Here is a 26,700-nt window from a genome sequence, read left to right as displayed (position 1 = left end):
CCCTTTCTCCTGAAAATAGATTACTGAACCGGCTTGCCGCCGCGTACAAAAACAGGTTTGGTTACTTTTACCGGCATTTCGCGCTGGCGGATCTCGACGATAGCGCTTTCGCCAATGCCTGCCGGCACGCGCGCCAGCGCAATGCTGTAGCCGAGCGTCGGCGAGAAGGAGCCGCTGGTGATCACGCCCTGCTGCGGCTGGCCCTGCGCGTCTGTAAAGCGCACCGGCTGCCCGCCGCGCAGCACCCCTTTCTCTGTCATGATCAGGCCAACCAGCTTGTCGGTGCCTCTTTCACGCTGCATCTCCAGCGCTTCGCGCCCGATAAAATCGCGATCGGTCGGCTCCCAGCAGATGGTCCAGCCCATATTGGCCGCCAGCGGCGAAACGCCTTCGTCCATCTCCTGGCCGTAGAGGTTCATGCCCGCTTCCAGACGCAGCGTGTCGCGCGCGCCCAGTCCAGCCGGCTTGACGCCCGCTTCAAGCAGACGCTGCCAGAAATCCGCCGCGGCGGCGGCTGGCAGCGCGATTTCATAGCCCGCTTCGCCGGTGTAGCCGGTGGTGGCGATAAACAGGTCGCCGGACTGCACGCCGAAAAAGGGTTTCATCCCGGCGACCGCGTCGCGCTGCTCCGCGCTGAACAGCGTCTGCGCCTTCTGCTGCGCCTGCGGCCCCTGTACGGCGATAAGCGCCAGGTCGTCACGCTCGGTCAGCGCCACGCCATAGGCCTGAGCATGTTTGCCGATCCACGCCAGATCCTTTTCGCGCGTGGCCGAGTTGACCACCAGACGGAAAAAGTCGTCGGTCATAAAGTAAACAATCAAATCGTCAATGACGCCACCGGAGGCGTTCAGCATGCCGGTGTAGAGCGCTTTGCCGGGCTGCGTCAGGCGAGCAACATCGTTCGCCAGCAGATGCCGCAGAAAATCGCGCGTCTGCGCGCCGTGCAGATCGACGATAGTCATATGCGACACGTCGAACATTCCGGCGTCCTGACGCACGGCATGGTGTTCGTCAATTTGCGAACCGTAGTGCAGCGGCATCATCCAGCCGTGGAAGTCGACCATGCGGGCGCCGCAGGCCTGATGCTGTTCAAACAAAGGGGTTTGCTGAGTCATAACCATCCTGTCGCGAAGCGGGTAAGTTTCGGGCGGGCGTCAGCCTGCTTATCGCCCGGCGCAAACGTTCTCTTTTCCCTGACGTTATCATTGAAAAGACGATTTAACCATAAGCTGTACAGGGTCGAATTGAAGCATGTCTCTTGAGCGGCGCGCAAAGATGACAGCATAATTAACTGCGTTTTTGTGATTTACCACGCAGGAAAGAGGCGTATCGCCGTTATGCGCAGCAAGATAATCAGCGATGGCGCGCAAAATGTTAACAACGCACTCGGCAGATATCGCCATGTAATAAATAAAACTAATGCGAACAAGGGGGTAAAATTAGAATAAATCAAACGAGGCTCGCTAAAGGTGCAGTCCCGCTCGTTTTTGGTGCAGGGCGATCAAAAGGCGTAAAAAAAGCCAGCGCAAGGCTGGCTCAACGAAAGCAATGTGCGGCTTAGCGCAGCCAGGCAGGCATATCGTTTAGCCCCATCGCCTGACGCAGCATCGTGGGTTTAACGCCGGGCAGCGTATCCGCCAGCTTTAGTCCCAGATCGCGCAGCAGCTTTTTCGCCGGATGGCTGCCGGCGAACAGCTCGCGAAAGCCCTGCATGCCCGCCAGCATCAGCGCCGCGCTGTGTTTGCGGCTGCGCTCGTAGCGACGCAGATAGAGATGCTGACCGATATCCTTGCCCTGCTGGTGCAGGCGTCGGATTTCGCCAATCAGCTCTGCGGCGTCCATAAAGCCGAGATTCACGCCCTGCCCCGCCAGCGGATGAATGGTATGCGCGGCGTCGCCCACCAGCGCCAGACGATGCGCCGCGAAATTGCGGGCGTAGCGCGCCATCAGCGGGAAGGTTTTACGCTCGCTCGCCAGTTCGCAGAGACCGAGGCGCATGTCGAACGCCACCGCCAGCTGCTGATTGAACAGCGCCTGCGGCATGCTCTCCAGCCGGCTCGCTTCCTGCGGCGAGAGCGACCAGACGATAGAGCTCAGGTGCGGATCCTGCATCGGCAGGAACGCCAGAATGCCGTCGCCGTGGAAAACCTGGCGCGCCACCGCGTTATGCGGCTGCTCGGTGCGGATATTCGCCACCAGCGCATGGTGATCGTAATCCCAGAAGGTTAAAGGAATATCGGCTTTGTTGCGCAGCCAGGAGTTGGCGCCGTCCGCGGCGATCAGCAGGCGCGCGGTCAGCATGGTGCCGTCCTGCAGAGTCACAAAGGCTTCATTTTCGCCGAACGCCACCTGCTGCAGCTGCGAAGGCGCGATAAGGGTCACGTCGCTGCAGCGGCTGGCGCGCTGCCAGAGCGCGCTGTGAATTGCCGGGTTTTCGACAATGTGTCCCAGATGGGTCAGTCCCTGCTGTTCGTCATCGAAGTTAATGGCGCCGAAACTGTCGCGATCCCACACCTCCATGCCGTGATAAGCGCTGGCGCGCTGCGCCAGAATATCGGACCAGACGTCCAGCTTCTGCAGCAGCCGCTCGCTGGCGGCGTTGATTGCCGATACGCGAATCGACGGCGCAGCGCCGGCGTCGAACTGCGGCTCCGCCGTTTTTTCCAGCACGGCGACGCGCAGCCCGCTGCCCTGCAAACCGCAGGCGACCGCCAGTCCTACCATGCCGCCGCCGGCGATAACCACATCAAAACTTTGCATCGGTGCCCCTTAGTTAACGCTTAACCCAGCCAAGCGTGCGCTCGGCCAGTTGATTACGCAGCCACGGCAGATGATCCATCGCCATCAGCCCCAGATTTCGTCCCGCCACCAGCGGCGCATAGCGATTGGCGAACAGCCGCACCAGCCCGTCGGTGATGCCGATCGTCGTCGCGCGATCGGGCTGACGACGCTGCTGATAGCGATGCAGGACGGCGTAGCTGCCCACATCCTGTTGCTGACGATGCGCGGCCGCCAGGGTCTCCGCCAGCGACATCACGTCGCGCAGCCCGAGGTTGAAGCCCTGTCCGGCGATCGGATGCAGCGTCTGCGCCGCATTGCCCACCAGCGCCAGCCGGTGCGACGTCTGCTGCCCGGCGCTTTGCAGCGCCAGCGGATAGCTCTCGCGCTGACCCGTATGGGTAAAACGCCCCAACCGCCAGCCGAACGCGCGCTGCAGCTGCGCCAGAAATTCGTCGTCGCTCCAGCGTGCTATTTTTTCTCGCGCCGAGAGCGGATGGCACCACACTAGCGACAGGCGATTGTCCGACATCGGCAGCAGCGCCAGCGGGCCGTGCTCGGTGAAGCGCTCAAAGGCGCGTCCCTGATGCGGTAACTGAGTCGAAACATTGGCGATCACCGCCAGCTGCTGATAATCCTCGCGCTGCCACTGAATGCCGAACGAGGCGGCGAGCGGCGAGCGCGAGCCGTCTGCGGCCACCAGCAGCGCCCCTTCCAGCTGTTCGCCGCTCTCCAGCGTCACCTGCACGCTCTCCTGATGGCGCTGCGCGTTGATGACGCGCGCCGGACAGCGTAGCGTCACGCCCGGCGCGCTTTTCAGGCGCTCAAACAGCCGCTGCCCCACGTCGAAAAGCTCGACGACGTAGCCGAGCGCCGGAATCTGATAGGTTCCGGCATCCAGCGTGACGAAGCCGGCATGGCCGCGATCGGAGACGTGGATGTCGGTAATGGGCGTGGCGTATTTCTCGATGCTGCGCCAGAGATCGATATCGAGCAACTGTTGACGCGTGCCGGCGGCCAGCGCGATGGCGCGGCCGTCATACCCTGGGTGAGCGCGGCTGTCAGGCGCGCTGTTCTCAATCAGCGTCACCGGCAGTTGCCCTTGCGTGAGGTGGGAAATAGCCAGCGCCAGGGTCGCGCCGGTCATGCCGCCTCCGGCGATAATTACCGTCATGCCTGACGCGCCGCTGCCATCAGCGCCTCGATTGCGTCCGCGTCCTTGACCACGCTGTCGGTCAGGTTCTCGTTGCCGGTTTCGGTGATCAGAATGTCATCTTCGATGCGAATGCCGATGCCGCGATATTCCGCAGGCACGTCGGCATCCGGCGCGATATAGAGCCCCGGCTCAACGGTCAGCACCATGCCCGGTTCCAGAATACGGTCGCGCGAAGGAGTGCCGTAGTGGCCGACGTCATGCACGTCGAGGCCGAGCCAGTGGCTCAGCCCATGCATAAAGAACTGCCGGTGCGCCTCTTCGGCGATCAGCGTCTCTACTTCACCCTGCAGAATGCCCAGCTCTACCAGTCCGCTGACCATAATGCGCACCACCTCTTCGTTGACGTCGCGAATGCTGACGCCGGGACCGAAGAGCGCCAGCGCTTTGTAAAGCGAGGCGAGCACGATGTCGTAAATGGCGCGCTGCGGCGCAGTGAATTTGCCGTTGACCGGGAAGGTGCGGGTGATATCGCCGGCGTAGCCGTGAAGTTCGCAGCCCGCGTCAATCAGCACCAGATCGCCGTCGCGCAGCTCGCTCTCATTTTCGGTGTAGTGCAGGATACAGCCATTTTCGCCCGAGCCGACGATGGTGTTATAGGAGGGAAAGCGCGCGCCGTGGCGGTTGAAGACGTAGTGGATTTCGCCCTCCAGATGGTATTCGAACAGGCCGGGACGGCAGGCTTCCATGGCGCGGGTATGCGCCAGCGCGCTGATTTGCCCGGCGCGGCGCAGGATGGCGATCTCTTCCTCGTCCTTAAACAGGCGCATTTCATGCACCCAGGGACGCCAGTCGGTGAGCGTCGCCGGCGCGCTGAAATTCTGGCGAAAACCGCGGCGCAGCTTATCCAGCGCCGCGAACACCAGCGCATCCGCTTCCGCGTATTCGCCCTGCGCGTGATAAACCACGTCAAGCCCGTTCAGCAGCAGGTGCAGCTGCTGGCCGATATCATCCCAGGGCAGCGCGCGATCGACGCCTAACTTTTCAGGCGCGGCATCCTGTCCCAGCCGACGGCCGAACCAGATCTCCGCGGTGAGATCCCGCACGCGATTGAACAGCACACTGTGGTTGTGCGTTTCGTCGCTTTTGATCAGCACCAGCAGCGCCTGCGGCTCGTTGAAACCGGTGAAATAGAGGAAGTCGCTGTTTTGCCGGAACGGATATTCGCTGTCGTTGCTGCGGGTCACTTCCGGCGCAGCAAAGATCAAGGCGGCGCTGCCGGGAGCCATTTTCGCCAGCAGCGCCTGACGACGCTGCTGGAAAGTATCCAGAGAAATCATGTTTGCACTCCCTGTAGAAACGGGCGCGTTCGCGCCCTGAGATATCTGGCTTAGTGTAGCGTCGGTTTTTTCACTTCGGGGGCGGTAGGCTGCGGACGGGTGAAGGTGTCGTGGCACAGCAGCGCCGCCACGCGCACATATTCAATCACCTCTTCCAGCGACTGCTCCAGCTCTTCCTGGTCCTCATCTTCATCATAGCCAAGCTGAGCGATGGTGCGCAGATCGTCAATCGCCTCGCCGGTTTCACCGGTCACTTTCTCTAGTTTCGGCTGCGTGACGCCCAGGCCGAGCAAGAAGTGGTTCACCCAGCCCGCCAGCGCGTCGGCGCGGTCGAAGACGCTGATGTCTTCGTCGTCCGGCAGCATCAGCTGAAACAGGTAGCCCTCTTCTTCCAGCGTGCTGGCGGTGCTGTCGCGCAGCGCCTGAAGCGGTGACGCAAGGCTCTGCGAGAAGGCCATGCCTTCGTTGGTGAGATCGTGCACCAGCGTTTTCCAGCTGGCGTCCTGATTGCCGCCGCACAGAATGCCGCTGAGCAGGCCATGCATTTCAGCTGGCGTCATCCCCACGCCTTGTTGAGAGAGCGCTGAAGCCAGCGCGTTGTAATCGGGGGTTACGTTCTGTAAAGACATAAGGATTCGTCGTCGTTGGCAGAATAAGTTCGTGTTATGCTACCACTAGCTGCCTCAAGGTTTCCAGAAAAGGGGTTGTAAGTTATTTCGCGGGTCTATATAGTTGCCCGCCTCCCAAGGCATTGAGCCCAAGGGGAGCTGCGGGCGAAGTAATCAGTCAGGAAGGTGGCATGTCTGCACAACCAGTAGATATACAAATTTTTGGTCGTTCATTGAGAGTGAATTGTCCGCCTGAACAGCAAGATGCGCTGAATGCGGCTGCCGATGACCTCAATCAACGGTTGCAAGATTTAAAAGTTCGCACTAGAGTCACAAATACCGAGCAACTGGTGTTCATCGCCGCGTTAAACATTTGCCATGAACTGGCGCAAGAGAAAATGAAAACGCGCGATTATGCTGCTAATATGGAACAGCGTATCCGTATCCTGCAGCAGACGATTGAACAGGCTCTTGTTGAGCAAGGTCGCATAACCGACCGCCAGGGTGCGAAGTTCGAATAATACTTTATGGTTGCTGCGCAGCGGCAACGGTAAAGTCCATTTTCTCTGAGATGTTTGCAAGCGGGCCAGTCCCCTGAGCCGATATTTCATACCAACAGAGTGTGGCGCTCTGTAACCTGTGAGCATGCTCGGTTCGTCCGAGAAGCCTGATGGTTGCGACGGCACATTCACCTTGAACCAAGGGTTCAAGGGTTACAGCCTGCGGCGGCATCTCGGAGATCTCCTTCTGTTCTGCATCTGTCTTTCCCCGTTATGAATGATATAGTTGCTTAATCAGCGACTATATCAACGGGGTTCTCGTGTCTCAGCCCTCTCTGCTCGATCGCCACCATATCCGCCAGCACGTACGCCACCTGCGCCGCGCCCTGACGCCTGAGCAGCAGGAACAAGCCGCCGCTCTGATGGCGGAACACGCCGTTAACTTCGCCCCTCTCGCCAACGCCAGCCATATCGCGCTTTTTTTATCGGTAGATGGCGAACTCAACACCCGTCCGCTTATCGCTAAGCTGTGGCAGCAGAAAAAGCAGGTTTATCTGCCGGTGCTGCACCCTTTCTCCGCTGGCCAGCTACTGTTTCTGCGCTATACGCCGGAAACCACGCTGACGCCGAATAAACTGCGTATTCCCGAACCGCCGCTCGATATCCGCCAGCTGATTACCCTGGATCGGCTGGATGTGATGATGGTGCCGCTGGTGGCCTTTGACAGCAGCGGGCAGCGACTCGGCATGGGCGGCGGCTTTTACGACCGCACCCTGCAGAACTGGCGTCGGCACGGTTTTTTACCGGTGGGCGTGGCGCATGACTGCCAGCAGGTGGAGCGGTTACCCGCGGAGGAGTGGGATGTGCCGCTGCCCGCCGTCTTAACGCCGTCGCGCCTGTGGCAGTGGGAATAGCAGGCGTGAGCCAGAGGCGGAAACAGACGGGCCGTCTGTGAAAAAGGCAGACGGCCCGGTTTCAGTAAAGCGGAATCAGTAGAGCAGACGGGCGCGAATGGTGCCCGGAATCGCCTTCATCAGCTGCAGCGCTTTGTCCGCCAGATCCTGCGGCGCATCGATATCGATAACCACATAACCCATCATCGGCGAGGTTTGCAGGAACTGCGCAGCGATGTTGATGCCCTGCTCAGCGAAGATCTGGTTGATGGCCGTCAGCACGCCCGGACGGTTTTCATGAATGTGCAGCAGACGGCTGGCGCTGGCGCCGTGCATCGGCAGGGACACTTCCGGGAAGTTGACCGCCGAGAGCGTTGAGCCGTTATCGGAATATTTAGCCAGCTTGCCTGCCACTTCGATACCGATATTCTCCTGCGCCTCCTGGGTGGATCCGCCGATGTGCGGCGTCAGGATCACGTTATCGAACTCGCACAGCGGCGAATTGAAGGGTTCGCTGTTAGTCGCCGGCTCAAGCGGGAAGACGTCGATCGCGGCGCCCGCCAGGTGTTTGCTCCCCAGCGCGTCGCACAGCGCCGGAATATCGACCACGGTGCCGCGCGAAGCGTTGATCAGCAACGCGCCCTTCTTCATCTGCGCCAGCTCCTGCGCGCCGATCATATCCTGCGTCGAGGGGGTTTCCGGCACGTGCAGGCTCACCACGTCGCTCATATTCAGCAGGTCAGCGAGATGACGCACCTGCGTGGCGTTGCCGAGCGGCAGTTTGTTTTCGATATCGTAGAAATAAACATGCATGCCCAGGCTTTCCGCCAGTACGCCAAGCTGCATGCCGATATGGCCATAGCCGACGATGCCGAGCTTTTTGCCGCGCGCCTCAAACGAGCCGACGGCGTTTTTGTTCCAGATGCCGCGATGCGCTTTGGCATTCGCTTCGGGAATGCCGCGCAGCATCAGCAGCATTTCGCCGATAACCAGTTCGGCGACCGAGCGGGTATTAGAGAACGGCGCGTTGAACACTGGAATGCCGCGCGTCGCCGCCGCGTTAAGATCGACCTGGTTGGTGCCGATGCAGAAACAGCCTACGGCGACCAGTTTTTCCGCCGCGGCGAAAATCTCTTCCGTCAGTTGGGTGCGGGAGCGGATGCCGATGAAGTGCGCATCCCGAATGGAGGCTTTCAGCGCTTCGTCATCCAGCGCGCCTTTATGGAATTCGATGTTGGTGTAACCCGCCGCGCGCAGATTTTCCAGCGCGCTCTGGTGAACGCCTTCCACCAGCAGGAACTTAATCTTGTCTTTTTCCAGTGATACCTTTGCCATTTCCCCGACCCTATTGTGATTTCAACAATGGCCGCCATAAGCGCGCCTTCTGTCAAAATATCAAAATTTACGCCTGCGGCAATACAACCGATTGCCTTGCGCCCAGCATGGGCAAGCCTGAGGCCAGCACATTGCCGCACAAAATCGGGAGCTGAACGACGAACAAAGAACGAACCTGCTGTGGATGACGGTTATGTGACATAAGTCACCGAATTTAGGCAGCGAAAGAAAAGATGTTTTGCGCAGGGAAATAACCGGCGCGTTTAGCGCGCCGGACAGATCATTTTTCGATGGTTTTTACGCCGTCCGCCGTGCCGATCAGGGCGATATCGGCGCCGCGCGTAGCAAACAGGCCGACGGTGACTACGCCGGGCAGCGCGTTGATGCTTTTTTCCAGCGCGACGGGATCGAGGATCGTCAGGTTATGCACGTCGAGAATAATATTGCCGTTATCGGTAACGACATGCTGGCGATACTCCGGCAGGCCGCCGAGCTTAACCAGCTCGCGGGCGACGAAGGCGCGCGCCATCGGGATCACCTCGACCGGCAGCGGGAAATGTCCCAGCACGTCCACCTCTTTCGAGGCGTCGGCGATACAGATGAACTTGCGCGCGACGGCCGCCACGATCTTCTCGCGCGTCAGGGCCGCGCCGCCGCCTTTGATCATCTGCATCTGCGGGTTGATCTCATCCGCGCCGTCGACGTAGATCGCGAGATCGTCGATCTCGTTGAGATCGAAGACCGGAATCCCGAGCGCCTTCAGCTTGAGCGTCGACGCTTCCGAGCTGGAGACCGCGCCTTCAATCTGATGTTTCATGGTGGCGAGCGCGTCGATAAAGTGCGCGGCGGTGGAGCCGGTGCCGACGCCGACCACACTACCCGGCTGCACATATTTCAGTGCGGCCCAGCCTACGGCTTTTTTCAGTTCATCCTGGGTCATGATATGTTTAAAACCTGTGCGACAACGAAGTGCGCGTAGTATAAAGCAACGCCCGCCGAATGTGCGCGGCTGTTTCCGCTGGCGTGATCGCTTTGGAAGCCAGCCCGCAAAAAAGGCGACGCGCGGCGCAGGGAAAGCGCCTTCGACGCGCGCCAGATGAATATTTTGTGGCATAGTATCGTCCACCCTGAAGGAGAGAGAACAACAATGAAACGCCCCGATTATCGAACGCTTCAGGCGCTGGATGCAGTGATTCGCGAACGCGGCTTTGAGCGCGCCGCACAGAAATTATGCATTACGCAGTCGGCCGTATCGCAGCGTATCAAGCAGCTGGAGAACCTGTTCGGCCAGCCGCTGCTGGTGCGCACCGTGCCGCCGCGCCCCACCGAACAGGGACAGAAGCTGCTGGCGCTGCTGCATCAGGTAGAGCTGCTGGAAGAGGAGTGGCTGAGCGACGAGAACGGCGGCACCACGCCGCTGCTGCTGTCGCTGGCGGTTAACGCCGACAGTCTGGCGACCTGGCTACTGCCTGCGCTGAAAGATGTGCTGGCGGACTCGCCAGTGCGCCTTAATTTGCAGGTCGAAGATGAAACCCGCACCCAGGAACGGCTGCGCCGCGGCGAAGTGGTGGGCGCGGTCAGTATTCAGCCGCAGCCGCTGCCGAGCTGCCTGGTCGATCAGCTTGGCGCGCTCGACTATCTGTTCGTCGCCTCGCCGGAGTTCGCCGCGCGCTACTTTCCCAACGGCGTCACCCGCTCGGCGCTGCTCAAGGCGCCAGCGGTCGCTTTCGACCATCTCGACGATATGCATCAGGCCTTTTTACAGCAGAATTTCGATCTGTCGCCCGGCAGCGTGCCCTGCCATATCGTTAACTCCTCGGAAGCCTTTGTGCAGCTGGCGCGTCAGGGGTCGACCTGCTGTATGATCCCGCATCTGCAGATTGAGCGCGAGCTGGCGGGCGGCGAACTGCTCGATTTAACGCCGGGCCTGTGTCAGCGCCGCATGCTCTACTGGCACCGCTTTGCGCCGGAGAGCCGCCTGATGCGCCGCGTCACCGACGCGCTGATCTCCCACGGCCATCGCGTGCTGCGCCAGGATGATTTAGCGGCCTGAGCAAGCGCGCCTTAAGCAAGGAGCGCACGCTACCCGCGTTTGATTTATTTGTTATCTGACGTATGTCCAAAAAAAGGGGCGCTTAGCGCCCCTTTTCCATTACTGCTGCGTGCCTGCCGCATTCGGCTTGATATCGAAGACCACATCCACCTGATCGTCGAAGTGAATGCTCTGCTGCTCGTAGGTCTGCTGCGCGGAGGTATCCGCAGCCGGCGCGGCGGCCTTATACATGCGCGCCATCGGCATCGGCTGATAGTTGGCCACGTGGTAGCGAATGCTGTAAACCGGGCCAAGCTTCGCGTTAAAGCCTTCCGCCAGCGCTGCGGCCTGCTGCGTCGCGTTATCAATCGCCGCCTTGCGCGCCTGCGCCTTATAGCTGTCGGGATTGGTGACGCCCAGCTCGACCGAGCGGATCTCGTTCAGGCCGCTTTTCAGCGCGCCGTCCAGCAGTTCGTTCAGCTTATCCAGCTGACGCAGCGTCACCTGCACCTGACGCACCGCGCGGTAGCCTTTCAGCACCGACTTGCCCTCTTTGGTATAGTCATATTCCGGCTGCGTGCTGAGGTTAGCGGCATCGATATCTTTCTTCTCGATGCCGTTTTTCTGCAGGAAATCAAAATATTGCGCGACGCGGTCGTCGGCCTGCTTTTTCGCGTCCGCAGCGTCTTTAGAGGAGACGTTGACCACGATAGAGAGCGTGGCGATATCCGGACGCGCATCGACGGTCGCCTGACCAGAGGTCACGACATGCGGGCCGTTCGGCAGTTCGTCGGCTAATGCGCTTAACGGCAGCGCCAAAGCGCCTGTCATGGCGACCAGCGCCAGTGCTTTCAGTTTCACGAAAGTCCTCCTTGGAATCTCTGTTTTGCTGCGGCATCAAAGGCCAGAGCCTGAACGGAATAGTATGCACTGCTAAGAGCGTGTTATACCGCAAAAGTTCGCGTTTTGCTTATCCTGTTCTGCCGCTTTAGGACAATTCAAATCAGAAATTCGCTATTCCCTGCAGCGCCAGCTGGCTGGCGATAATCCACATCACCGCGCCGACCAGCAGATTGATCGCACGCTGCGCTCTGGCGGTACGCAAGCGAGGCGAGAGCCAGGCCGCCATCAGCGCCAGCCCAAAGAACCAGAACACCGACGCGCTAACGGTGCCCAGCGCGAACCAGCGGCGCGCTTCCTGCGTCGGCAGTTGTCCGCCCAGGCTGCCCAGCACCACGAAAGTATCGATATAGACGTGGGGATTAAGCCAGGTGACCGCCAGCATGGTGGCGATAATGCGCCAGCGGCTCTGCTTAAGCTCGCTGTCGCTGGCCAGATCGACATCGCCGCTAAAGGCGCGACGCAGCGCATTCCAGCCATACCACAGCAGAAAAGCCACCCCGGCCCAGGTGATGAGCATCAACAGCAGCGGCGACTGATGCAGCAAGGCGCTGCCGCCGAAGATGCCACCGCAGATCAGCGCGATATCGCTCAGCGTGCAGAGCGACGCCGTCATTAAATGGTACTGGCGTTTAACGCCCTGATTCATCACAAACGCGTTCTGCGGCCCCAGCGGCAGAATCAGCGAAGCGCCAAGAGCAAGCCCCTGTAAATACATTGATAACACGGCATTTTCCTTACATCAGCGAGATGCAAAGGAGTATAAAGAGGCGGGGTTATTAGCGGAAATTGAAAGATTTAATCTGCTATTAGGTAGATTAATAAGGACGGCGCAGGCGCCGTCCTGAGAGGGTTATTCTGCTTTCGCTTCCGCGTCAGGCTGGCTGACGCGATGCAGATGCACGTCCATTTGCGGATAAGGAATGCCGATGCCCTTCGCGTCCAGCGCGCGCTTGAAGTTCTTCAGCAGATCCCAGTAGACGTTCTGCAGATCGCCGCTGTTGCTCCAGCAGCGCACCACGAAGTTGAGCGACGAGGCGGCCAGCTCGTTGAGGCCGATCTGCACGCCCATATCCTGCAGCACGCGCGGATCGCTTTTAACCACCTCTTCCAGCAGCGCAATTACCTCATCCACATCCGCGTCGTAGGCGACGCCGATAATGAACTCGTTGCGACGCACCGGTTCGCGTGAAAAGTTGACGATGTTGCCGGCAATAATTTTACCGTTCGGCACCACGACGATTTTACCGTCGGCGCTCTTCAGCGTGGTGGAAAAGATCTGCACGTTGAGCACCGTGCCCATCACCCCGCCGAGATCGACGAACTCGCCCGCGCGGAAAGGACGGAAGGTCACCAGCAGCACGCCCGCCGCCAGGTTAGAGAGCGAGCCCTGCAGCGCCAGACCGACCGCCAGACCGGCGGCGCCCAGCACGGCGATAACCGACGCGGTCTGCACGCCGATGCGCCCCAGGGCGGCGATGAGGGTGAAGGCGATAACGCCGTAGCGCACCAGCGCCGACAGAAAGTCCGCCACCGTTTTGTCGATATGACGCGCTACCAGCACCCGGTTGATGCCTCTTGAGATAATGCGCGCCACAATCATCCCCAGGATAAGGATAACCACAGCCGCTACGATATTGACCGCATAGCTGAGAATGAGCGCCTGATTGCGCACCAGCCAGCCGCCGGCGTTATGAATGCCGTCTACGACGTTTAAGTCTTCCATTTGAGAGCCCTGTTGTTGAATTCCCTGCCGGGAAGATCAAATCACAGCCAGAAAATTCCGGCAAACCAGCTATCAAGGGTAAACAACATTCGGCGGATATGCCAAATCTGCGTTGAATTTGTTGCAAATTTAGGCGAAAAAGCCCAGCAGCGGCATAAAAAAAGGCCAGATCCGAAGATCTGGCCTGCGCTATTAACCCGCGAGGCGGATTACAGACGATCGATAGCGTTCAGCTCTTTGAAAGCCTGCTCAAGGCGCACGACCATTGAGGCCTGCGCCGCACGCAGCCAGACGCGCGGATCGTAGTATTTCTTGTTCGGGCTGTCCGGACCCTGTGGGTTGCCGAGCTGCGCCTGCAGGTACTCTTCGTTCTTTTTGTAGTACTGCAGAATACCGTCCCAGGTTGCCCACTGGGTGTCGGTATCGATGTTCATTTTGATCACGCCGTAGCTGATCGACTCTTCGATTTCCGCTGCGGAAGAACCGGAACCGCCGTGGAAAACGAAGTCCAGCGCGTTGTGCGGCAGGCCATGTTTTTCACAAACGTATTTCTGCGAGTCGCGCAGAATGGTCGGGGTCAGCTTAACGTTGCCCGGCTTGTAGACGCCGTGCACATTGCCGAAAGAGGCGGCGATAGTGAAGCGCTTGCTGATTTTGCTCAGCTCGGTGTAGGCGTAGTCTACGTCTTCCGGCTGGCTGTAGAGGGCAGAAGCGTCAACGTGGCTGTTGTCCACGCCATCTTCTTCACCGCCGGTCACGCCCAGCTCGATTTCCAGCGTCATGCCCATTTTGTCCATGCGCGCCAGGTACTTGCTGCAAATCTCGATGTTCTCTTCCAGCGACTCTTCAGAGAGGTCGATCATGTGAGAAGAGAACAGCGGTTTGCCAGTTTTCTGGAAGTGCGCTTCGCCTGCGTCCAGCAGACCGTCGATCCACGGCAGCAGTTTCTTCGCGCAGTGGTCGGTGTGCAGGATAACCGGCACGCCATACTGTTCAGCCATCAGGTGAACGTGGTGCGCGCCTGCGATGGCGCCGAAAATCGCCGCGCCCTGCGGCTTGTCGGTTTTGAAACCTTTACCAGCGATAAACGCGGCGCCGCCGTTAGAGAACTGGACGATAACCGGCGCTTTTACTTTCGCAGCGGCTTCCAGTACGGCGTTGATTGAGTCGGTGCCGACGCAGTTTACCGCTGGCAGCGCGAATTTGTTCTCTTTCGCTACCTGGAAGATCTTCTGAACGTCATCACCAGTGACAACGCCGGGTTTAACGAAATCAAAAATTTTAGACATGATTGTGTCCTGTTTCGTGACCGACTATCCCCTGTGGGGACAGCGCTTTAAACGCCCAACGGGGCAAGTCTTCAGGCGACGCGCCAGGCGTCGCCCCCAAAGGATTACTGCTTAGCACGCTCTTCCAGCATGGCGACCGCAGGCAGTTTTTTGCCTTCGACGAATTCCAGGAACGCGCCGCCGCCGGTAGAGATGTAAGAGATTTTGTCTTCAATGCCGAACAGGTCGATAGCCGCCAGGGTATCGCCGCCGCCTGCAACAGAGAAGGCTTCGCTGTCGGCAATGGCGTTCGCCACGATCTCGGTGCCCTTACGGAAATTCGGGAACTCGAACACGCCGACCGGACCGTTCCACAGAATGGTTTTGGCTTCTTTCAACACTTTCGCCATCGCCTGCGCGGTTTCGTCGCCGAAGTCCATAATCTCTTCGTTATCCGCGACTTCGGAAACCTTTTTCACCGTTGCCGGCGCAGTTTCAGAGAATTCCGTGCCGACGCGTGAGTCGGTCGGAACCGGAATGCCGTACTGGTCGCGCAGACCTTTGGCCGCTTCGACGAAGTCCGGCTCGTAGAGCGATTTGCCGACGTTGTTGTCGATAGCGACGAAGGTGTTGGCGATGCCGCCGCCGACGATAACGGTGTCAGCGATTTTCACCAGCGACTGCAGCACGTCGAATTTGGTCGATACTTTTGAGCCGCCGACCACCGCTACCAGCGGACGCTCCGGGTTGCTCATCACTTTGCCCAGCGCTTCCAGCTCGGCTGACAGCAGAGGGCCTGCGCAGGCGATCGGCGCGAATTTGCCGACGCCATGCGTCGAGGCCTGCGCGCGGTGCGCGGTGCCGAAAGCGTCCATCACGAAGACGTCGCACAGCGCGGCGTATTTTTTAGACAGCGCTTCGTCGTCTTTCTTCTCGCCTTTGTTAAAGCGAACGTTTTCCAGCACCACCAGCTCGCCCGCGCCGACTTCCACGCCGTCGAGATAATCTTTCGCCAGGGTAACGTTGGTACCGTTCAGTTTTTCTTTCAGATAGTTAACAACAGGCAGCAGGGAGAATTCTTCGTTGTATTCACCTTCGGTCGGGCGACCCAGGTGAGAGGTGACCATCACTTTTGCGCCCTGTTTCAACGCCGATTCGATGGTAGGCAGAGAAGCACGGATACGTGCGTCTGACGTCACTTTCCCTTCTTTTACTGGTACGTTGAGATCGGCACGGATCAGAACGCGCTTACCAGCCAGATCCAAATCGGACATCTTAATTACAGACATGGTGAACCCTCTCGTTGATTCTCATAAGTTTTGCCAGGCGCAAACCGCGCCTTACCTGAAACCGCTTGCGGCCATCGCTAAAGTCGTGTCGAGCATTCGGTTAGCAAAGCCCCATTCGTTGTCGCACCAGACCAGGGTCTTGATCAGGTGCTGACCGCTGACCCGCGTTTGCGTGCCGTCCACAATGGCACTGTGCGGATCGTGGTTAAAATCTACTGAGACTAACGGTAATTCCGTATAGTCAACTATACCACGAAATGCCCCTTCTGACGCGTTTTGCAGCAGCGCGTTGACCTCGCACGCCCTTACCGCCTCGCGTACGGAGACGCTGAGATCGATGGCCGTCACGTTGATAGTAGGCACACGCACCGCAATCGCTTCGAAGCGATCGGCGAATTTCGGAAAAATACGGGTAATCCCGGCGGCCAGTTTAGTGTCGACCGGAATAATCGACTGACTGGCGGCGCGCGTGCGGCGCAGGTCGCTGTGATAGGCGTCAATGACCTGCTGATCGTGCATCGCCGAGTGGATAGTGGTCACGGTGCCCGACTCGATGCCGAAGGCGTCGTCCAGCAGCTTGATCACCGGGATAATGCAGTTGGTGGTGCAGGAGGCGTTGGAGACGATGCGGTCAGTTTGTTTAAGAGCCTGTTCGTTCACGCCGAACACCACGGTGGCGTCGAGATCGCTGCCGCCCGGATGGGAGAAAAGCACCTTCTTCGCGCCCGCCTGCAGATGCGCCTCGCCGTCCGCCCGGCTGCCGTAGACGCCGGTGCACTCCAGCACCACGTCGACGTTAAGCTCGCGCCACGGCAGCGCGTCAATAGCGGCGTGATGCAGAATGCGGATGGTATCGTCGCCGACCCACAGCAGATCGCGTTCCTGACGCACGTCGAAGGCAAAGCGGCCATGGCTGGTGTCGTACTTCAGCAGATGCGCCATGCCGGCCGCCTCAGCCAGTTCGTTAATCGCCACCACGGTAATTTCGGCGCGACGCCCGGTCTCATAGAGGGCGCGCAGTACGTTGCGCCCAATGCGGCCAAAGCCATTTATCGCCACCCGAATGGTCATCTTTTCTGCCACTTCCTGCTAATAAACGTGCCGATAGCCTGAGCGTTTCACGCGGGTTTGTACAGGAGATTTTCGCGCGCTCCGCGCCGAAATCGCTGCTAAAAACCGGCCAACTGAAACGGTTCAGCTACAATAAAGCATGGAAGGAATAACGGGAATGACTGCGATCAAATGCGCCGCTGATTATTGGATCCACGTCACATTTTTGCCAATGTGCATGCTATTACTTGAAGAATAATTCAGCCGGCCATAAAAAAGGGACGCCTGTTGGCGTCCCTCTCTCTTCAGGCTAAGGGCTTATGATGCCAGCACCGCTTTCGCCTGTGCTACAACGTTGTCAACGGTGAAACCAAACACCTCGAACAGCTTCTCGGCCGGTGCAGATTCGCCGAAGGTGGTCATGCCGACCACCGCGCCGTGCAGGCCGGTGTAGCGCTGCCAGTAGTCGGCGATGCCCGCTTCAATAGCGACGCGCGCGCCGATCGCTTTCGGCAGCACCGCTTCGCGGTAGGCAGCATCCTGCTTGTCGAAGGCATCGGTAGAAGGCATGGAAACCACGCGCGCTTTGACGCCTTCGCTGCTCAGCTTGTCCCAGGCCGCGACCGCCAGCTCGACTTCAGAACCGGTGGCGATCAGGATCAGCTCCGGCTGACCGTCGCAATCTTTCAGGATGTAGCCACCGCGCGCGATGTTAGCCAGCTGCTCAGGCGTACGCTCCTGCTGCGCCAGGTTCTGGCGAGAGAAGATCAGCGCGCTTGGGCCATCTTTGCGCTCGATAGCGTATTTCCACGCCACCGCGGACTCAACCTGGTCGCACGGGCGCCAGGTGCTCATGTTCGGCGTGGTGCGCAGGCTGGCCAGCTGCTCGACCGGCTGGTGCGTCGGGCCATCTTCGCCCAGACCGATGGAGTCGTGGGTATAGACCATGATCTGACGGATCTTCATCAGCGCCGCCATACGCGCCGCGTTGCGCGCATACTCCACGAACATCAGGAAGGTCGCGGTGTAAGGCAGGAAGCCGCCGTGCAGCGCGATGCCGTTGGCGATAGCGGTCATGCCGAACTCGCGCACGCCGTAGTGAATATAGTTGCCCGCCAGGTCAACGTTGATCGGCTTAGAGCCGGACCACATAGTCAGGTTGCTCGGCGCCAGGTCGGCGGAGCCGCCCAGATATTCCGGCAGCAGCTTGCCGAATGCTTCGATAGCGTTCTGCGAGGCTTTACGGCTGGCGATTTTCGCCGGATTCGCCTGCAGCTGCTCGATGAACTTCTGCGACTCTTCCTGCCAGTTAGCCGGCAGCTCGTTGCTGACGCGACGTTTGAACTCGGCAGCCAGCTCCGGGAACGCCTGCGCGTAGGCGGCGAATTTCTCGTTCCACTGCGCCTCTTTCGCCTGGCCGGCTTCTTTCGCGTCCCACTCGGCGTAGATCTCCGACGGGATCACGAACGGCGCGTGCGCCCAGCCCAGCTGCTTGCGGGTCAGCGCCACTTCGTCGTCGCCCAGCGGCGCGCCGTGCGAGTCATGGGTGCCAGCTTTGTTCGGCGACCCGAAGCCGATAACGGTTTTGCACATCAGCAGCGAAGGCTTGTCGCTCACCGCTTTCGCTTCGTCGATCGCCTTCGCGATAGCGTCCGCGTCGTGGCCGTCTACGCCGCGCACTACGTGCCAGCCGTAGGCTTCAAAGCGCTTCGCGGTGTCGTCGGTGAACCAGCCGTCGATATGGCCGTCGATAGAGATGCCGTTGTCGTCATAGAAGGCGACCAGTTTGCCCAGCTTCAGGGTGCCGGCCAGCGAGCAGACCTCGTGCGAGATGCCTTCCATCATGCAGCCGTCGCCCATAAACACGTAGGTGTTGTGATCGACGATGTCGTGGCCCGGACGGTTGAACTGCGCCGCCAGCGTGCGCTCGGCGATGGCGAAGCCGACCGCGTTGGCGATGCCCTGGCCCAGCGGGCCGGTGGTGGTTTCCACGCCTGGGGTGTAGCCGTATTCCGGGTGACCTGGAGTTTTTGAATGCAGCTGGCGGAAGTTCTGCAGCTCGCTCATTGGCAGATCGTAGCCGGTGAGGTGCAGCAGGCTGTAAATCAGCATCGAGCCGTGGCCGTTGGAGAGCACGAAGCGGTCGCGATCGGCCCACAGCGGGTTGGTCGGGTTATGGTTCAGGTAGCCGCGCCACAGCACCTCGGCAATATCTGCCATACCCATCGGGGCCCCCGGATGTCCCGATTTGGCTTTCTGTACTGCGTCCATACTTAACGCGCGAATGGCGTTGGCAAGCTCTTTACGAGAGGGCATTTTCTACTCCAGGTCGGATTAATGATTCGCCTATTTAACTCATTGTTATTAATGATTTATCGGGCAAAACAAGGAAAAAGTCGCTCATCAATGTACATGAAAATCGGGGCAAAAGTACATGCCGCGCCGTGCTAAATGTCGCCGCTCCGTCTGGCATTTACGGCAATGTCTGCTAGCGAAGTGGCCGACGACAGGCTATAACCCACTCTTTACCGTATCTGACCCTTTTTCAGATACCTGCTTTTCTGACCTTGTTACCCACAGGATGTACGCATGACGATCAAGACAGGCATCATGGCAATCAGCCTCGCGGCGCTGCTCAGCGGCTGCCAAGGCATGGACAATAACGCGCTGCTGCAGTCGGGCGCGCAGGCCTTTCAGGCCTACACCCTTAACGATGCGCAGGTGAAGCAGCTCAGCGATCAATCCTGCGCGCAGATGGATAAAGAGAACCAGCTCGCGCCCGCCGACAGCACCTACCAGCAGCGCCTGAACAAAATCGCCGCCGCGCTGGGCGACAACATCAACGGCACGCCGGCCAACTACCGCGTCTACGTCACCAAAGACGTTAACGCCTGGGCGATGGCTAACGGCTGCATCCGCGTCTACAGCGGCCTGATGGATATGATGGACGACAACGAGGTCGAAGGCGTGCTGGGGCATGAGATGGGCCACGTCGCGCTGGGTCACACGCGCAAGGCGATGCAGGTCGCCTTCGGCACCACGGCGGCGCGCACCGCGGCCGCATCCGTAGGCGGCGTGATCGGCTCGCTGTCGCAGTCGCAGCTGGGCGATCTGGGCGAAAAGTTGGTCAACGCGCAGTTCTCGCAAACCCAGGAGTCGCAGGCGGATGACTACTCCTACGATCTACTGAAGAAACGCGGTATCGATCCGATGGGGCTGGCGACCAGCTTTGAGAAGCTGGCGAAAATGCAGCAGGGCCAGCAGAGCAGCCTGTTTGATTCGCATCCCGATTCCGCGGCGCGCGCGCAGCATATTCGCGAACGCATCGCGGCGGACGCCGGGAAATAAGCGGGCGCGCGCCGTTCTGCGGCGGCGCGCGTTACAACTATCGCTTGAAAAGCTGATCGACCATCGATCCCAGATCGAGCTGCTTGTCGTGCAGGGTTTGATCGTCCATCTGGCCCTGCGGCGACATGCGGTCAACCAGATGCGGCAACAGCTCCGCCAGTTTGCCGGAGGCGCCGTTTACGTCGGTGCCCAGCTTCTGCGCCAGCGACTGCATTGCCTCTTCGCCGAACGCCGACTGCAGCTGCCCGCCGCTGACCGACTGGTTGCTGCCGGTGCCGATCCACGAGCTTAAAATTTCGCCCAGGCCGCCCTGCTGGAACTTCTGCAGCAGCACCTGCACCCCGCCCTGCTCCTGCACCCAGTTCCAGACCGCTTCCAGTTCGCCTAAGGTATTGCGTCCGTTGCCGTTGCCTAAGGCGCCGACTAATTCATCAAGTAAGCCCATCATGCTCTCCGTTACGGTTACAGCCGGGCGCGCGAGTGCGCCCGGATTGAAGGGTTATTCGCCTTTGTTCGCCGCCTGCACGTGCAGCATATCGAGCGCCAGCGTGGCGGCGGCCAGCGAGGTGAGATCGGCGTGGTCGTAGCCTGGCGCCACTTCCACCAGATCCATGCCGACAATGTTCAGGCCCTGCAGGCCGCGCACCAGTTTGGTCGCCTTGTCGGTAGTCAGGCCGCCGATTACCGGCGTGCCGGTGCCGGGCGCGTGCGCCGGATCCAGACAGTCGATGTCGAAGGTCAGGTACACCGGCATATCGCCAACGGTGCGCTTCACTTCCGCCAGGATATCGTCGACGCTGCGATCGTTGACCTGCGCCGCGTCCAGCACGTTAAAGCCGAGGCTCTTATCGAACTCGGTGCGGATGCCGATCTGCACCGAGTGTTGCGGATCGATCAGCCCCTCTTGCGGCGCGGTAAAGAACATGGTGCCGTGATCGAACGTCGGGCCGTTGGAGTAAGTATCGGTATGGGCGTCGAAATGCACCAGCGCCAGCTTGCCGAAATGCTTCGCATGGGCGCGCAGCAGCGGCAGCGTAACGTAGTGATCGCCGCCGAAGGTCAGCATGCGCTTGCCGTTCGCCAGCAGTTTTTCCGCGTGCGCCTGTAATTTGTCAGAGAGATCCTGCGAATCGCCGAAGGCGTAAACCAGATCGCCGCAGTCCACCACGTTGAGACGCTGACGCAGATCGAACTGCCACGGCCAGCGGCACCCTTCCCAGGCGAGGTTGGTGGAGATCTGACGGATCGCGCCCGGTCCCAGACGGCTGCCCGGACGGCCAGAGGTCGCGGCGTCGAAAGGTACGCCGGTGATGACCCACTCGGCGTCGCTGTCGTAAGGCTGGAAGTTGACCGGAAAACGCATGAAGCCGAAGGCGTTTGAAACCAGCGAATTGTCGTACTGATTGCCCAGGGTGTTATACATAAATCATCCTCGCTGCCGCATGGCATTAAGTTACAGGTGAAGGCCAGATAAAAAAAATCCCCTCCGCGTCGTTAAGCCCGACGAGGAAGGGATGTTTGCGTTGCCGCAGTTTACGCAATTATTGCGGAGTTCGGCGCGCGCTGCAATGCGCGACGCGCCGGAAACGCGTTTGTTGAGATCGCATTAACGTTCTCGCAGCGCCTCTTTGGCGCGGTTAAACGGCTTGACCAGATAGTCCATCACCGTTTTCTCGCCGGTCTTGATATCGACCGTAGAGACCATGCCGGGACTGATGGCGAAGCGGCGTCCCGCTTTGTTCTGCACGTAGTCGGTATCGGTGCGGATAAAGACGCGATAGTAGTAGATCTCCGGCTTCACCTCATCCTGAATGGTATCGGGCGAGATGCTCTCCACCACGCCGTGCAGCCCGCCGTAGATCGCGTAGTCGTAGGCGGAGATCTTCACCAGCGCCTTCTGACCCGGATGGATAAAGGCGATATCGCGCGGCGAGAGGCGCGCCTCAATCAGCAGGCGGTCATCCATCGGCACAATATTCATCAGCTCGCCGTTGGGCGGGATTACCCCGCCGACGGTGGTGACCTTGATATTTTTCACGATGCCGCGCATCGGCGAACGCAGGGTCAGGCGGCTGACGGTATCTTCGCATCCCTTCACGGTTTGCGCCAGGCTGTCCGCTTCCGCCGACGCCTTCGCCAGATCCTCGCGCGCCTGCACGTAATACTGCGAGCGCATATCGGTAAGCTTCAGCTCCAGATCGGACTTGTCGCGCTGCAGCCGCAGCACCTCGACGCTGCTGGCGGCGCCGCTTTTCGCCAGCCGCTGGGTAATGCCCAGCTCGCGGTTGGCCAGCCCGAGGGACTGCTGGATCTGCGCCGTCGCATCTTTTAACTGCGCGCGTCGGGTGGTATAGAGCCGGGTTTCCGAGGCGATAAGATCGGGAAAGGCCTTCAGCTCGTCGGGAAAGCGCAAAGGCTGATCGTTCACCTCGGCGTAGAGCCGCGCGCTGGCCGCCAGCGCGGCCCGGTAGCGCGCCGCGCTTTCGCCGACGCTGGAGACGGATCGCGTCGGATCGAGCTTCGCCACGATCTGCCCCGCCTCGACCCGATCCCCTTCATGCACGTTAAGTTCGGCGAGGATCCCGCCTTCCAGCGAGCTCAGCACCTGATCGCGCGAGCTGGGGATCACTTTGCCGGTGCCGGTCGACACCTCGTCCAGCACGCCGAACCATGCCCAGATCAGACCCGCCATCAGCAGGAAAAAACTGATAACGATCAGGCGCACCGAGCCGCTGTAGTAGGCTTCCGAGCGCAGATCGCCGTTAAGATCGTCTGAGGTCTCCGCTTCGGGCGCCACCAGCCGCAGTTTGGTCGATAGCTCGCTCATGCCTGATCCTCCGGACGATTGAGCGCCGGCCGCGCAGGCGGCAGCGCGCTCTCTTTCGGGCTGTCCATCACCAGCTGCCCCTCTTTTAATACCAGCACGCGATCTACCAGCGCAAGAATGGCGGCGCGGTGTGTCGCCACCACCAGCGTGCGGCCGTTGAGCCACTGACCGAGCCGTTCGATAAACTCTTTTTCGGTGTGATCGTCCAGCGAGGCGGTCGGCTCGTCCAGCAGCACGATATTGGGATCGCGCAGCAGCATGCGCGCCAGCAGCACCGACTGCCGCTGTCCGCCGGACAGCCCGACGCCGCCCTCCATCACCGGATGATCGAGACCGAGCGGCAGCCGGCGAATAAAGTCCGCGCCGCCGCTCACCGTCAGCGCGGCGAAGATCGCCTCGTCGCTGGCGTGCGCCGCGCCCATCGTCAGGTTTTCGCGCAGCGTGCCGTGGAACAGCCGCGCGTTCTGCGTCATCAGGCCGACGTTGCGGCGCACGTCGGCGAGATCGATATGCGGCAGGCTCAGATTGTCGAGCCGCAGTTCGCCGCCCACCAGATCCATGCCGCCGATCATCGCCTGCAGCAGCGTCGATTTGCCCGATCCGTTGCGCCCCAGCACGGCGACGCGTTCGCCCGGCTTGATAGTCAGGCTTTTAATACGCAGCGCGATAGTGGCGGAGTCGCTGTAGTAGCGAAACATCGCCTCGCTGAACTGGTAGTGGCCGAACAGCACCGGGCAGTGAATGCGGGTTTCATCTTTGCTGTTCTCGACCGGCAGCGCCATCAGTGCGTCGAGGCTGGTTTTCGCCGCCTTGACCTGCTGCCAGCGCGCCAGCACGCCGCACAGGGTGCCCATCGGCGCGATCATGCGCGACGAGAGCAGCGACGCCGCGACGATAGCGCCGGTGGTGATGTCGCCGTTGATCACCATCGGCGCGCCGATCACGATCACGCTGGCATAAACCAGCCCCTGCACCGTTACGCCCCAGCTGATCAGCGAGTGCATCACTTTGCGCATCTCCACGCCGGACTGCGCGGTGATGCGGATATAGCTGTTCCACTGCTGCAGAAAGCGATCCTCCGCCTGCATCAGCTTGATATCCTCCAGCCCCTGCACGCTCTCTACCAGCACCGCATTGCGCAGGGTCGACTCTTTCAGCGACTGGTGCGCCAGCCTCGCCAGCGTTTTCTGCTTCAGCACGCCGGGCAGGATCATCAGGATCACCGCCACCGGCGCGATCCACGCCAGCTGCGGCGCGATAATCGCCATTACCAGCATAAACAGCAGGAAAAACGGCATATCGACGATCGAGCTGACGGTGGTCGAGGTCACCATTTCGCGGATCGCCTCCAGCTCGCGCAGCTGAGAGATAAAGGTGCCGGTGGATCGCGGAATCGCACTGTTGCGCAGCCGCAGCGCATGGCCGAACACCCGATCGGAGACGCGCATATCAGCGCGCTTGCCGAGCAGATCGGTCACGTGATCGCGCCCGACGCGCAGAATATAGGTAAAGATCACCGAGATAATTACCCCGCCGTAGAGCACGTAGAGCGTAGGGTAAGACTGCGCCGGGATCACCCGGTCATAGACCTGCATCGAGAAGATGATGCCCACCAGCGCCAGCAGGTTGATCAGGAAGGATCCCAGCATTACGTAGCCGTAGGGACGCAGATCGCGCAGCACCAGGCGCCGCAGCCAGTCGGGCTTAATGGTCTTCAGATAGCGGTCGACGCGGCTGTCTTTGGCGGCGGTGAGCGGGCGAAAAGCGGCGGCGAAGCGGATGTCGGGCAACAGCGTGCCGAGCGCCAGCGGCGTCGGCTGTTCGTCGCCGCTGAAGTGCACCCGCACCTCATCTTCGCCGTCGAAGCTGACGATGACCCCGACCTGGCCGTCCGCCAGCTCCACCGCCAGCGGCAGCCGCCAGTGGTTAATCTCCCACTTATTATCCTGGTAAAGCTGCAGCGACATGCCCGCCTGGCGCGCCAGATGGCGCAACGCCTTGTCGCGCGTCTGTTTGCCCTGCCACTCGCTGGCGGCGAGGATCATGCCCGGCGAACAGGGCAGACGATAGTGCGCGGCGATCAGGATAATGGCTGTCGCCCAGCCCTGGAGCGGCACCCCGCCTTCGGCTCCCTCGGGCTTGCCGGCGGGCGAATCTGGAAGCTGCATTTGCGTCATGGCTGGATCTCCACGGACTGGATCCGCTGATTATTCAGGGCGAACGCCGACCGCATATGGCCGGTGCTGTAAAGGCAGTCGAGCTGCAGCGCGCGCAACTGGCTGATGGTTTGCTGCAGCGTAAAGCGCGTCTGGAACACCTCCTGCTCGGCGTTGAGCACGTCGAGCAGCGGGCGGGTGCCGAGCTGCAGATATTGATCCTGATAAAGCTCCTGGGTTTTCTCCCCCAGCCGCTGCTGCCGCGCCTGAATCGCCAGGCTGAGCGCCAGGCTTTGCGACTGGCTTTGCGATTCGTTTAGCTGCTGGCGCGCCTTCAGCCGCGCCGAATTGACCGCCGCGTTGGCCGCGGTCAACGCGTTGGCGGCGGCGTTGCGGCTGGCGGTCATGCCGCCGCCCTGATAGAGCGGCATCTCGACTTTGACCCAGGCGGAATATTGCGTGCGATCCAGCGTCTCGCTGCTGGCGTAGTGATTGTTGAGGTAGTGCGTCACCTGCGGCTCCAGCGAAATAGTGGGCAGCATCTGCGCGTTGGCGTTGTCCAGCTTCGCCTGCGCCTCATTGGCCTGCGCCCAGGCGGCCAGCACCGCCGGAATGGTGCGGTCGTCGCTTTTCGCGGCGTCACAGGAACGCGCCAGGCTGGCGGGAAAATCGTCGCTGACCTTTTTCACCAGCGGCCAGCCGAGATAGGTCGCCAGCGTGGCGCGCCAGCGGTCGAGGTTGGCCTGATACTGCGTCAGCACGGTGCGCGCCCCTTCGATACGCGCGTCGGTTTGCGTGGCGTCGGAGAGCGAGGCGGCGCCTTCATTGTTGCGCTGACGCGCGAGATCGCCGATTTTCATCAGCGCCGATAGCTGCTCCTGGGCGATCTTCACCAGCTGCTGATAGCCCTGCACCTGCACCAGCGCCGCGGCCGTGTCGTGCGCGACGGTGTCGATGCTCACCAGCACGTTGGCCTGCTGCTGGGCGACGCCCGCCTCGGCGGAGCGCACCGAGCTGCTGACCTTGCCGAAGTCATAGAGCATCTGAGAGACCGACAGCACGAACGAGGGGCTGTAGCCCTTCTCGCTGTAGCTGTTGCTGTAACCGTTATTCATGCCGCCGCTGATCTGCGGATAGTATTTGGCTTTCGCCACGTCCACCTGATCCGCCTGCTCGAGCAGTCTGCCTACCGCTTCGGCGATATCGGGATGCCACTGGATCGCCCGCTGCACCGCCTGATTGATGGTCAGGGAGTCGGGCACGCGCGCCAGCGCCGGCTCGGCGCTTTCGCCGGTTAATGAAGGGAGATCCTGCTGTTGCGCCAGGCCGGTGGCGGTGATCTGGCTGGCCGACTGCATCAGGTCGCTGCTGGCCGCCAGAGAGGAGGAAGTTGTAAAAAAAGCGATGCCAGCACAGAGAACGCTGAGCTTAAAAGAACGGCGATATGTTGCGCTTGATTGCATCCGATCCATCGTTTTCCACTCGTCAGTTAGAGAA

23 protein-coding genes and 1 other RNA gene are annotated in these 26,700 nt (G+C 60.4%); 5 read left to right on the top strand and 19 right to left on the bottom strand.

The annotated features are described in order from the left end of the window. Positions 1-20 precede the first annotated feature (20 nt). From gcvT to PVE98_RS03510, 5 genes are all read right to left on the bottom strand, one after another. On the bottom strand, positions 21-1,115 hold the full coding sequence (gene gcvT, locus PVE98_RS03530; RefSeq protein ID WP_033752190.1) for a glycine cleavage system aminomethyltransferase GcvT: 1,095 nt from the start codon (positions 1,113-1,115) through the stop codon (positions 21-23). 442 nt (positions 1,116-1,557) lie between these two features. Further along, complete coding sequence (gene ubiI, locus PVE98_RS03525; protein ID WP_096073755.1) at positions 1,558-2,760, bottom strand: FAD-dependent 2-octaprenylphenol hydroxylase; 1,203 nt, start codon at positions 2,758-2,760, stop codon at positions 1,558-1,560. Between the two features lie 13 nt (positions 2,761-2,773). Continuing rightward, on the bottom strand, positions 2,774-3,952 hold the full coding sequence (gene ubiH, locus PVE98_RS03520) for a 2-octaprenyl-6-methoxyphenyl hydroxylase (RefSeq protein ID WP_033752195.1): 1,179 nt from the start codon (positions 3,950-3,952) through the stop codon (positions 2,774-2,776). Continuing rightward, a complete protein-coding gene (gene pepP, locus PVE98_RS03515) occupies positions 3,949-5,271 on the bottom strand; it encodes a Xaa-Pro aminopeptidase (protein WP_313619144.1) in 1,323 nt (440 codons plus the stop codon). The genes ubiH and pepP overlap by 4 nt, the downstream gene beginning before the upstream one ends. A 50-nt stretch (positions 5,272-5,321) precedes the next feature. Continuing rightward, positions 5,322-5,900 (bottom strand): YecA family protein, encoded by a 579-nt coding sequence (locus PVE98_RS03510; RefSeq protein ID WP_033752199.1) that lies wholly within the window; start codon positions 5,898-5,900, stop codon positions 5,322-5,324. Between the two features lie 170 nt (positions 5,901-6,070). Here PVE98_RS03510 and zapA point away from each other — a divergent pair, with 170 nt between their 5' ends. The 3 genes from zapA (at position 6,071) to PVE98_RS03495 (ending at position 7,293) form a co-directional block, all read left to right on the top strand. Continuing rightward, positions 6,071-6,400: a cell division protein ZapA gene (zapA, locus tag PVE98_RS03505; RefSeq protein WP_033752202.1), complete on the top strand. Its 330-nt coding sequence runs from the start codon at positions 6,071-6,073 to the stop codon at positions 6,398-6,400. A gap of 39 nt (positions 6,401-6,439) precedes the next feature. Then, positions 6,440-6,623, top strand: a non-coding RNA gene (ssrS, locus tag PVE98_RS03500) — 6S RNA. Between the two features lie 76 nt (positions 6,624-6,699). Further along, the gene (locus PVE98_RS03495; RefSeq protein WP_096073757.1) at positions 6,700-7,293 is read left to right on the top strand and encodes a 5-formyltetrahydrofolate cyclo-ligase; all 594 of its coding nucleotides are present in this window, start codon (positions 6,700-6,702) and stop codon (positions 7,291-7,293) included. 75 nt (positions 7,294-7,368) lie between these two features. Here PVE98_RS03495 and serA read toward each other — a convergent pair whose 3' ends face one another. Beyond that, entirely contained in the window at positions 7,369-8,607 is a 1,239-nt protein-coding gene (gene serA, locus PVE98_RS03490; RefSeq protein WP_033752208.1) for a phosphoglycerate dehydrogenase, read from the bottom strand. A gap of 280 nt (positions 8,608-8,887) precedes the next feature. Then, complete coding sequence (gene rpiA, locus PVE98_RS03485) at positions 8,888-9,547, bottom strand: ribose-5-phosphate isomerase RpiA (RefSeq protein WP_033752210.1); 660 nt, start codon at positions 9,545-9,547, stop codon at positions 8,888-8,890. A gap of 207 nt (positions 9,548-9,754) precedes the next feature. Between rpiA and PVE98_RS03480 the strand changes: the two genes are divergently transcribed. Next, on the top strand, positions 9,755-10,660 hold the full coding sequence (locus PVE98_RS03480) for a LysR family transcriptional regulator ArgP (RefSeq protein ID WP_033752211.1): 906 nt from the start codon (positions 9,755-9,757) through the stop codon (positions 10,658-10,660). Between the two features lie 99 nt (positions 10,661-10,759). Here PVE98_RS03480 and PVE98_RS03475 read toward each other — a convergent pair whose 3' ends face one another. The 7 genes from PVE98_RS03475 to tkt all read right to left on the bottom strand — a co-directional run bounded on the left by PVE98_RS03475 (position 10,760) and on the right by tkt (position 19,188). Continuing rightward, positions 10,760-11,500: an oxidative stress defense protein gene (locus PVE98_RS03475; protein ID WP_033752213.1), complete on the bottom strand. Its 741-nt coding sequence runs from the start codon at positions 11,498-11,500 to the stop codon at positions 10,760-10,762. Positions 11,501-11,642: 142 nt separating this feature from the next. Continuing rightward, the gene (argO, locus tag PVE98_RS03470; RefSeq protein ID WP_033752216.1) at positions 11,643-12,266 is read right to left on the bottom strand and encodes an arginine exporter ArgO; all 624 of its coding nucleotides are present in this window, start codon (positions 12,264-12,266) and stop codon (positions 11,643-11,645) included. Between the two features lie 126 nt (positions 12,267-12,392). Then, positions 12,393-13,265 carry a small-conductance mechanosensitive channel MscS gene (mscS, locus tag PVE98_RS03465; RefSeq protein ID WP_048785549.1) on the bottom strand — a complete coding sequence of 291 codons (873 nt, stop codon included), beginning with the start codon at positions 13,263-13,265 and terminating at the stop codon, positions 12,393-12,395. A 209-nt stretch (positions 13,266-13,474) separates the two neighbouring features. Continuing rightward, the gene (gene fbaA, locus PVE98_RS03460; protein WP_048785547.1) at positions 13,475-14,554 is read right to left on the bottom strand and encodes a class II fructose-bisphosphate aldolase; all 1,080 of its coding nucleotides are present in this window, start codon (positions 14,552-14,554) and stop codon (positions 13,475-13,477) included. 104 nt (positions 14,555-14,658) lie between these two features. Beyond that, positions 14,659-15,822, bottom strand: coding sequence for a phosphoglycerate kinase (gene pgk, locus PVE98_RS03455; RefSeq protein ID WP_033752224.1), 1,164 nt, complete (start codon positions 15,820-15,822; stop codon positions 14,659-14,661). A 51-nt stretch (positions 15,823-15,873) separates the two neighbouring features. After that, positions 15,874-16,893, bottom strand: coding sequence for an erythrose-4-phosphate dehydrogenase (epd, locus tag PVE98_RS03450; protein ID WP_033752227.1), 1,020 nt, complete (start codon positions 16,891-16,893; stop codon positions 15,874-15,876). A 297-nt stretch (positions 16,894-17,190) separates the two neighbouring features. After that, complete coding sequence (tkt, locus tag PVE98_RS03445) at positions 17,191-19,188, bottom strand: transketolase (RefSeq protein ID WP_102990978.1); 1,998 nt, start codon at positions 19,186-19,188, stop codon at positions 17,191-17,193. Between the two features lie 273 nt (positions 19,189-19,461). Between tkt and PVE98_RS03440 the strand changes: the two genes are divergently transcribed. Continuing rightward, positions 19,462-20,220 carry a M48 family metallopeptidase gene (locus PVE98_RS03440; RefSeq protein ID WP_033752232.1) on the top strand — a complete coding sequence of 253 codons (759 nt, stop codon included), beginning with the start codon at positions 19,462-19,464 and terminating at the stop codon, positions 20,218-20,220. Positions 20,221-20,257: 37 nt separating this feature from the next. Here the strand turns inward: PVE98_RS03440 and PVE98_RS03435 are convergent, their stop codons facing one another. The 5 genes from PVE98_RS03435 to PVE98_RS03415 form a co-directional block, all read right to left on the bottom strand. Then, positions 20,258-20,665 carry a YidB family protein gene (locus tag PVE98_RS03435; protein WP_033752234.1) on the bottom strand — a complete coding sequence of 136 codons (408 nt, stop codon included), beginning with the start codon at positions 20,663-20,665 and terminating at the stop codon, positions 20,258-20,260. Between the two features lie 54 nt (positions 20,666-20,719). Beyond that, positions 20,720-21,643, bottom strand: coding sequence for an agmatinase (gene speB, locus PVE98_RS03430; RefSeq protein WP_048785539.1), 924 nt, complete (start codon positions 21,641-21,643; stop codon positions 20,720-20,722). 183 nt (positions 21,644-21,826) lie between these two features. Beyond that, complete coding sequence (locus tag PVE98_RS03425; RefSeq protein WP_407568544.1) at positions 21,827-23,047, bottom strand: HlyD family type I secretion periplasmic adaptor subunit; 1,221 nt, start codon at positions 23,045-23,047, stop codon at positions 21,827-21,829. Next, complete coding sequence (locus tag PVE98_RS03420) at positions 23,044-25,224, bottom strand: type I secretion system permease/ATPase (protein WP_096073759.1); 2,181 nt, start codon at positions 25,222-25,224, stop codon at positions 23,044-23,046. The genes PVE98_RS03425 and PVE98_RS03420 overlap by 4 nt, the downstream gene beginning before the upstream one ends. After that, positions 25,221-26,561 (bottom strand): TolC family outer membrane protein, encoded by a 1,341-nt coding sequence (locus PVE98_RS03415; protein WP_227741497.1) that lies wholly within the window; start codon positions 26,559-26,561, stop codon positions 25,221-25,223. Before PVE98_RS03415 ends, PVE98_RS03420 begins: the two co-directional genes overlap by 4 nt. Positions 26,562-26,700 lie beyond the last annotated feature (139 nt).

Origin of the sequence: Pantoea sp. GABEPS69, from assembly GCF_045780835.1 — a bacterium.
GTDB classification, from domain to species: domain Bacteria; phylum Pseudomonadota; class Gammaproteobacteria; order Enterobacterales; family Enterobacteriaceae; genus Pantoea; species Pantoea septica.
Note: the sequence above shows the minus strand (reverse complement) of the source record. Positions and strands in the feature narration are given on the sequence as shown.